9 protein-coding genes and 1 pseudogene are annotated in these 7,109 nt (G+C 41.1%); 2 read left to right on the forward strand and 8 right to left on the reverse strand.

Going from position 1 to position 7,109, the window contains the following annotated elements:
• Positions 1–186, forward strand: a 186-nt coding sequence (locus GC093_RS35530) for a DDE-type integrase/transposase/recombinase (RefSeq protein ID WP_376768670.1), incomplete at its 5' end; no start/stop codon positions are given.
• A gap of 393 nt (positions 187–579) precedes the next feature.
• Here GC093_RS35530 and GC093_RS21005 read toward each other — a convergent pair.
• The 7 genes and pseudogenes from GC093_RS21005 to GC093_RS21035 form a co-directional block, all read right to left on the reverse strand.
• Positions 580–1,011 (reverse strand): MarR family winged helix-turn-helix transcriptional regulator, encoded by a 432-nt coding sequence (locus tag GC093_RS21005; RefSeq protein ID WP_171653873.1) that lies wholly within the window; start codon positions 1,009–1,011, stop codon positions 580–582.
• Positions 1,012–1,335: 324 nt separating this feature from the next.
• Positions 1,336–1,440, reverse strand: a complete 105-nt coding sequence (locus tag GC093_RS21010) for an SDR family NAD(P)-dependent oxidoreductase (protein ID WP_171653874.1) — start codon at positions 1,438–1,440, stop codon at positions 1,336–1,338.
• 584 nt (positions 1,441–2,024) lie between these two features.
• A pseudogene (locus GC093_RS21015) lies at positions 2,025–2,353 on the reverse strand (Rossmann-fold NAD(P)-binding domain-containing protein); the annotation flags it as partial.
• A gap of 222 nt (positions 2,354–2,575) precedes the next feature.
• On the reverse strand, positions 2,576–3,166 hold the full coding sequence (locus GC093_RS21020) for an NADPH-dependent FMN reductase (protein WP_171653875.1): 591 nt from the start codon (positions 3,164–3,166) through the stop codon (positions 2,576–2,578).
• A gap of 27 nt (positions 3,167–3,193) precedes the next feature.
• Entirely contained in the window at positions 3,194–4,264 is a 1,071-nt protein-coding gene (locus GC093_RS21025; protein ID WP_171653876.1) for an LLM class flavin-dependent oxidoreductase, read from the reverse strand.
• A gap of 34 nt (positions 4,265–4,298) precedes the next feature.
• Entirely contained in the window at positions 4,299–5,150 is an 852-nt protein-coding gene (locus GC093_RS21030) for a VOC family protein (protein WP_171653877.1), read from the reverse strand.
• 15 nt (positions 5,151–5,165) lie between these two features.
• Positions 5,166–5,573, reverse strand: coding sequence for a DoxX family protein (locus tag GC093_RS21035; RefSeq protein ID WP_171653878.1), 408 nt, complete (start codon positions 5,571–5,573; stop codon positions 5,166–5,168).
• Positions 5,574–5,769: 196 nt separating this feature from the next.
• Between GC093_RS21035 and GC093_RS21040 the strand changes: the two genes are divergently transcribed.
• A complete protein-coding gene (locus GC093_RS21040) occupies positions 5,770–6,078 on the forward strand; it encodes a winged helix-turn-helix transcriptional regulator (protein ID WP_171653879.1) in 309 nt (102 codons plus the stop codon).
• Between the two features lie 408 nt (positions 6,079–6,486).
• Here the strand turns inward: GC093_RS21040 and GC093_RS21045 are convergent.
• Positions 6,487–7,109 (reverse strand): IS3 family transposase (locus GC093_RS21045; RefSeq protein WP_171653880.1); only part of this gene is annotated, 623 nt, incomplete at its 5' end.

Below are 7,109 nucleotides of genomic sequence, written 5' to 3' on the forward strand. Positions count from 1 at the left end.
GATTCTAACCACACGTCTCCGATTGCACCTAACGTGCTGAATCAGAACTTCCAAATAACGGAGCCTAACAAAATCTGGGTCACGGATATTACCTATATTCCTTGCCGCGAAGGTCGCCTGTATCTAGCAAGTGTGTTAGATCTGTACACAAGTAAAATTGTAGTTGGAAGCTCAGAGACCGAATGACTAATCTGCCCTGTTGCATTTTTATTCATAATTATGCGTAAAAACTTAATTCTAAGGGATTCCGCAACAAATCGTCTAAGAAATTATGGAACAATTCTAAAGAATTATGGAATTTCACAAAATTTGTGTGGTGTCATAATTACTGAGAAAATAGCATAGGAAAACCTTGATTTATCAAAGATCATTTTCATAATTTATGAGAACACCTAGACACCGGATGTGCCGAACAAAGTCTGATTTTCACAATTGATGAGAATATCCGCTTTAAGCGAAATGAAAATTTATTCACACGATGAATATAATGGATTTATTGTCTTTCTATTTTAACCAAAATGCATAACCATTGGACGGCCAATGGTTGTGTTATTTGAACTATTATACATAGAAAAAAGATCAGCACGAACTAATGGAGGCTATCTTTTCGAAATTTCTTACAAAAGTTTCTAATTCTTTTGGTTCTAAATGCGAGAGGTACTGCTGTAACACTTCACTGTAGTTTTGTAAATGCTGCTTAAGCACATCATTTCCACGCTGAGTTATAGAAACAAATACATTACGACGGTCACTACTACCGTACTCGCGGGAGATTAAACCATCTTGAACAAGTCGATTAATCATTGTAGAAATAGTACTAGCATTCACTCCTAATCCTTTGGCTAAATCGGTCATTTTGCATGGTTCTTCATCTGATATTAATTTAAGCACGTAGAGTTGTGGTCTTGTTAACTCTAGTCCGAATTGACTTTGCATTTTAATATTAATTTCTCGTTGAATTTTATTCATTGCAGTCCGTATACGAAAAGCATATTTATTTAAGTCATCCAATACACATTTCCCCCTTATTACATCACAATGATCAAAACCAACCATCTTTCTACAATTATACAATAAAGCTGTTGTTATGTTATTGTGGATTACTAGCTTAACAAGGCTCTAATCACAAAGGGGCATCTGCAAGGTTAATACATGCTCAGTTAGCATGTCTAAAATCATGCTTGAACTACCCGTTAGCACAACGCGGCTGCCGATCCATGCCGGCAAACGCACCTTAGTTGTTTATTAAGCTGTAGTTTTCGTTAGTTCAACAAAACGTTGATTACTTATGGTATGGTTCAGCGTATCACTCTAAAAATCATCTAAAAGTGAAATTTAGCTCACCACTTTAGCGCCTTGTTCTATGAAGTGCTCAGCTGTTGCTCTACCGATTCCTTTTGACCCGCCTGTAATAATCTGTACTTTTCCAGCTAGTTTCATGGTTATTCCGCGTTAGTATTCTAGGTTATTAAGCTATCGTACCGCCATCTACGCTCATTTCAGTTAAATAGGACCTTAATGTTCTGCGGGGCTGTCTCATAAGAAGACGCAAGGACATAAAGTGGATATTCTCCGGCTTGGGCCATGGTCCAACAGTCAAATGCAGGAGGCTATTAACAGTCTGGAAGAAGATCATAGGGCGTTTCACCTTACACGTTATACGGCTAAACTCCAAAAAAAAATAAAAGCTGAGCAATTAAGCCATATAGCTGCCTGTTGCATCATAAACAAATCCGACAGCACTGTATCCAAAAGCACCAATAAAGCTTTGACCCATTGCGAGATAGGCAGAAATGGAGCTATACTCTTAACCAAAAGGAGGGCAACCGCATTCATGGATTGAGTCAAACCATAAAAACATCCAATCAGAACCATAATAAACGTTGCTCAAGACGCTAGCCATTTACGGCCCCAATATCAGCGGTAAATCCAATTTGATCAGCGCAATGCATTGGTTATCTAAAAACACCGACCCTTCTGTGAAAGGTCGGTGTTGTTTTATTCGTTTGAATTGAATTATTTCTTCATTGTGATTCAATTACTGGCGTAGCTGGGCGACAGAGTAGTTTTTCGATATCGTTGCTTTCGACCTCCAGTGCGCCTTCCCGTATGCCTTGTTGGATACTTACGAGAAAAGGAATGATGAATTCCGGTATGCCTGCACCTTTCATGATGTCAGCGTAAGTGGCGTCATCAACCTGTTGCACAGGTACTTCCTTACCCAATACTGCGCCAACGGCGGATGGAATTCTTCCTGGGTCATAAGCTTACCGGAAAGTTCGTAGACCGTATTCTCGTGCCTGGTTCCTGATAGTACTGCCGCTGCTGCCTCCGCATAATCTTGCTGCAGTCTGTTTTCAAGATGGCCTCTTCTGCTGCCTGTGTGGTGGTGCAAGGGAGATTTTGCTTTCCTTTGTGTGGGTTATACTACACAGACAGCCAGTTGATTCGCGGGCGCAGATTTCAATAAGGTTTCAACAATTATTGTTCCAATTTTCCTGTTGCGCCTGTAACCGAGGTCTTCATGTTGTACCTCAATGTTTAATTACATAATCTATAAAAAGTTCTAAGGTTCTTATCTCAATGTTTTTAATGCGCCGCTCCATGCTAGAACTTGATCAAGCATTGCATTCACGTTATCTAGATGCAAATCCTGCGGTTTGAATACAGTACCGTTCTCAAAGTCAGTAAATAAGGATAATGTCGGATGTACACGAACATCTGCAATCATTAATTCGCCCATGATACCCCGCAGATGTTCAGCTGCACGAGCACCGCCTGTCGAACCATAACTAACGATTCCTGCTGCCTTATTGTTCCATGCTTCTCGTGCAAAATCAAGGGCATTCTTCAATGCTCCTGTAATACTGTGGTTGTATTCTTGAGCGATGAATACGAATCCATCCAAGTTTGCGAGCTTTTGATTCCAAGCAGCAATACCCGGCTCAGAACCATCGGTTGTACCCAAGAATGGTAATTTATAATCAGCAATATCTACAATTTCGTAATTAGCATCTCCGCGTTTGTCAGCTATTCCTTTCACCCATTCTCCTACTTGCGGGCTTACGCGTCCTTCGCGTGTGCTCCCTAAAATAATACCGATGTTTAGTTTTGTCATTGTTTTTTCCTCCTTAGTTTTACCGAATAGTTTGTCCCAAAAACCCATTTGTCACACCACCTATATTTCAATAATTTACTTATTCGTTTCTTTCCGTACGATTGGAGCTACCTTCGTAGCTAATAGCTCAATGCCATCAGCAACTTTATGAAATGGTAAACCGCCGATGTCAATCTGGGCAATGAAACGCTTATGACCAAAAAGCTCGTATTGACGAAGGATTTTCTCTATAATCTGTTGTGGGCTACCCACGAACAAGGCAGTATCCGGACCTGTCATATGGTCAAAATCAGCTCGTGTCATTCTAAATGCCATCCCTCGCTGACGGTTAACATATGACCAATAATTTGAATAATAAGGATAAAATTCGTCCTTGGCTTGCTGTGTCGTCTTAGAGATGTACCCATGACCCGTCACACCTAATTTTAGTTTTTCAAGATCATGCCCAGCTTTTATACCCGCCTCGCGGTATGTTTCGACCAGGGGCATAAAGCGCACCGGATCGCCGCCGAGCATCGCTATAGCCATCCCAACGCCTAAACTGCCTGCGCGGGCTGCGCTTTCCAGCGTCCCCCCAACACCAACCCATATGGGTAACTGCTTCTGTACAGGTCGGGGAGCAATTTCAGCATTCCTTAATAAGGAGCGAAATTGACCATTCCATGTAATTTTTTCGTAATCGTTAAGTTTTAAAAACAAATGCAAATGTTCTGAAAATAAAGCGTCGTAATCATTTGCGTCATAACCGAAAAGTGGAAAAGACTCAACGAATGCCCCTCGACCGGCAATGATTTCTGCACGCCCATCCGAAATCAAATCTAACGTAGCAAAGTCCTCGAACAGGCGAACGGGGTCTACAGTGCTTAACACTGTGGTTGCGCTTGTCAGTTTGATTCGTTTGGTGATTTGGGCAATAGCTGCTAAAACAACTGAGGGAGCTGATATTGCGTAGTCTAAGCGGTGGTGTTCGCCGACCCCAAAAACATCGAGATCAGCCTCATCAGCGAGTTTTGCCGCTTTGATGATCTCCTTTACTCTTTGCTGGGCATTCACCGATTTTCCAGTGTGAGGATCTGGACCTATGTCAGCAAGGGTGTAGATACCAATTTCAATTCCTGAATTTATAAATCGTTCTTCCTTTAGCATACATGATGTCCCCCCCTGTTATACCGTTCTTGAATTAAGCCTTCAAGAGAATACGATTCCCAGACGGATCGGCGGTAGCAAATGCGCCGTTTTCTTCTGTAACGGATGCACCAATATTTTTTAAATTAGCTAGAACATGATCTCGTACTGTCTCATTGGGATAAATCAATGCAAATGATTTGAGACCGATACTGTTTTCAGGTGGTGTGGGTGCACCCACACCGTTCCATGTATTTAATCCAATATGGTGATGGTATTTACCAGTCGAGATGAAAAGTGCCTGAGTCCCATATCGGTTTACGACTTCGAATCCGAGCCCCTTAGTATAAAAGTCTTCTGTCTTACGTAATTCGGATACATGCAAATGGATATGACCCATCACCGTACCAGCCGGTAGTCCATTCCACGCTTGTTGCTGATTTACGTCTGAAAGGAGGTCTCTAAAATTCAAAGGATCAACAGCCATTTCCACTTCACCGTTATTCCATTCCCATTCCAATGGAGCGCGGTCTCTATATATTTCAATCCCATTTCCATCCGGATCGGACAGGTAAAGGGCTTCACTGACAAGATGGTCGGATGAACCGAACCGTAAACCGATGTCGGTAAAATGCTGGACAATTCGGGCCAAATCAGAGCGTGTCGGTAGGAGAAGCGCAAAATGATACAATCCTGTTGTTTTTCCTAGCATCGGTACAACGTTATCCTGTTGTTCGATGGATAACAAAACCGTCTTCCCATCTGTGGTCAGGTTAGCTGTTTTTTTTGTTTGTTCCAGTACCTTAAAACCTATTACTTCCTGATAAAACTTCAAAGCACGTTCTAAATTGCGGACCTTAAGATTTACTTGCTCAACATAAGTATTGGGTTCGCGGTGAAAATTCATGATACACACTCCTTATTAAATATTTTTTGAACGGAAAATCACATTTTCTAATGCCCAGAAGGATTTGCTTTTCAAGGCAAGATAAACGCAAATTACAAATAAAGCCAAATCAAGTTCGTAACCAGCCATTTGTCCATTTCCAAGGAATCCGACCGCAAGTTTTACCTTAAGTGTTGCAACTGCCAGGATAAGCGCTAATAAACCAGCAACAACCCTTGTTCCAAGCCCTAATACCATCGCGATGCCGCCTAATAATTCAATTAAAGCTACAATGTAAGCTGCAAAGCCGGGAATCCCTAAACTTTCAAAAAAGCTCACAGTATTCGCAATCCCGCCTTGGAATTTGGCATACCCGTGTATCAAGAATATGACACCTAAAATCACCCTCAACAATGTCGAACCCAATTCATCTTTCCTTACCATTTGCTAAACACTCCTTCATTATGACTATTTGTTGCCCAACCGAATAAATCGGTGATGGACACTCAATTTGTCAGCTAATTACTTTATGTAAGTAATTATATTTATATAATTAAATTTCGTCAAGTTAATACTTATATAAAAGTAATTAATTTACTTTATGAATGTGTTATAGTGTAAGGAGGAAGGAGTGATTTGTTTGGATAAATCGATTTGTCCGAGATTTGAAAAAGCCATGAATTTATTAAGCCAAAGATGGACTGGAATGATTATTTATCAGTTGTTGTCCGGTCCACATCGGTTTTGTAATATTGAAGCTGCAATCGGATTAAGCGGCAAAGTTCTTTCGGAGAGGTTGAAGGACTTGGAGAACGAGGGAATTGTAAAAAGGGAAGTTTATCCGGAGACTCCTGTTCGGATCGAATATTCGTTGACTGATAAAGGAGTAGCTTTCGAACCTATAATGAGAGATATAGAAAAATGGTCACAAATCTGGCTGGAAGCATAATAAGTAGCCCCCTCGTCCGATATACAGTCCTTTAACATTGTAAATGCAAATGATCGTATCTGGTCCAATGTGTTAGTTGTATACTTCAATTGCTTGAGGTGCATCTGCATTTTACGCGGCCTGGAGTGCTGTAATTAAAATGATAAACACGGCCGTTAACTTTTATTCCGCCGCTTTCATATTTTTTATGCGCTTTTAATTGGCAACAACTTGAAAAGAATCTTTCAATAAATCATACAGTTTACTCCCGTAAGCAGCTCCAATGGCACCGAGACCAATTAATGGAACGGTTTCGATTTTTTTCACCATTATTCCCCCCCAATTATTAGATCTTTTAGTTAATGAAACAGGCTGCCCACTGACTGAACTGCCCCCCGTCAAGTAGTCAGTATAAATAATTAAAAACCCTTAAGCGGCCTTTGTCCTAAATTCCATCGGACTGAGGCCGTTTAATTTGGCTTGTAATCTTTCGTTATTGTAAAAGTAGATGTAGTCATCAATGGCGTTCTTTAGCTCTTCAAAGGTGCTGTATGTATGCAAATAATACTTCTCACATTTCAGGGTTCCCCAGAACGATTCCATTGGACCGTTATCAATGCACCTGCCGACGCGGGACATGCTCTGGGTTACATTTGCAGCTTCTAATATCCTCTTAAATGCTAAAGAGGTGTATTGAGATCCTCGATCACTATGAAGCATGGGCGTACTACCCCGTTCGGTTTGCAATGCCAGGTGTATCGTTTGAAATACAAGATGATTGTTGTTCGAATGTCCTAATACATAGGAGACTACAGTGTTACCATGCAGATCGAGGATAGCGCTTAGATACGCCTTCTGCTCATTGCCGTATTTTAATTCCGTTACATCCGTTAACCACTTTTCATTCGGCGCTTCTGCATGGAACTCACGGTTCAGCACATTCTCGGCAATATGCTGGGGCGTTGAACGCGTATATTTCTTTCTCTTCCTGCGAATAACCGACTGGGTTCCTGCCAGCTTCATTAGGCGGCTTACCTGTTTATGGTTAATTT

The organism is Paenibacillus foliorum (assembly GCF_013141765.1).
Taxonomy (GTDB): Bacteria; Bacillota; Bacilli; order Paenibacillales; family NBRC-103111; genus Paenibacillus_S; species Paenibacillus_S foliorum.

Bases quoted from the DNA above. Each gene is read 5' to 3' on its own strand.
- GC093_RS21010 (WP_171653874.1), bottom strand. From the start codon at position 1,440: ATGAAACTAGCTGGAAAAGTACAGATTATTACAGGCGGGTCAAAAGGA.
- GC093_RS21020 (WP_171653875.1), bottom strand. From the start codon at position 3,166: ATGGGTTTTTGGGACAAACTATTCGGTAAAACTAAGGAGGAAAAAACA.
- GC093_RS21025 (WP_171653876.1), bottom strand. From the start codon at position 4,264: ATGCTAAAGGAAGAACGATTTATAAATTCAGGAATTGAAATTGGTATC.
- GC093_RS21030 (WP_171653877.1), bottom strand. From the start codon at position 5,150: ATGAATTTTCACCGCGAACCCAATACTTATGTTGAGCAAGTAAATCTT.
- GC093_RS21035 (WP_171653878.1), bottom strand. From the start codon at position 5,573: ATGGTAAGGAAAGATGAATTGGGTTCGACATTGTTGAGGGTGATTTTA.